The organism is Oleiphilus sp. HI0079, assembly GCF_001635105.1.
Window position 1 is genome coordinate 1 of record NZ_LWFT01001424.1, and the last position, 1,074, is coordinate 1,074.

The window sequence follows — 1,074 nt, forward strand, 5'->3', positions numbered from 1 at the left end:
TATGCCGACGCGGGTCCTCTGGTACGACATGATGGAGGGCCATAGAACACTGCTAGGCGACGCCAAATTCGTGCCGTCTATCAAGCATAAACAGCGGGACATTCCAGCGTGGGATATGCGCAACCTCATGGTTAATCGAGGCTCTCTATTGCTCCTTAACCAAATTTGTTTGCAAAACGAGGAACGGTCTCAGGAACTGGATCGACTGATCATAAAACATGCGATGAAAGCCATTATTGGCTATGGCGATGCGCTGCTCTACTCTTTGGATGAGTATCACTGGTCGTATCGTGAAAAACATGCGCGAATTCTTAAGCACTCAGAGATAGATTTGCGATTCAAGCGCCTTTACGACGAAGCCCTATCTTTTCGGCTTTCACCGAAGTATGCCTACTATCTGCAGCTAGATTTAAAAGACTGGCATCGCAATGTCATGAGACAGCTTGAGTCAATCCATCTGAAATGCGAAGCCAAAAGGCTCCAACGTTCTGATTTAACGTGGCAAACGTACTTCGACACAGCGCTGGTGCATTCACTGTATGAACGTGAGTTTAACGCAAAAGAATGTCTGCGTAGACTGATGAATCTCATCAAACCAAAAACAGGAAAATTGCCGAATAAGCTGCCTCCTTTGGGCAAGCTCGCATACCAGCTTTCAGATAACGAGAGCATGTTACCGTTGATCTTCCCTTACATTGCTTTCAACCCGAGCTTTGTGAATTCCTCGGTTGAAAAACAGCATTTCGTTTCATTTTTCTCATCGCACTTTGGCAGGCAGGAACAAGATTCATTGCTGAGCATTATCAAGGCATATGTCCGCCAATGGGGCGCCACGTTTGACCGAAATTTAAGCGCCGTATTGTCTAAAAACCAGATTGCTCTATAGGACATAACTATGATTTGCATTACATCCGACATCCATCACATGAGCCTGAAAACAGGTAATCAATTGTACTCAGATCGCACCGAGGCGAGCATTGCCTGCGATTTTGTCGCTCGACTTAACGAGCACAATGCGAAAGTCACATGCTTCGTGACAGGTAAAGCCTTCGAAGAAGAGTGGCCTGAAATCAA

1 protein-coding gene is annotated in these 1,074 nt (G+C 45.9%); it reads left to right on the forward strand.

The window, feature by feature from the left end:
- Positions 1-886 (forward strand): hypothetical protein (locus A3750_RS24530; protein WP_068549027.1); only part of this gene is annotated, 886 nt, incomplete at its 5' end.
- Positions 887-1,074 lie beyond the last annotated feature (188 nt).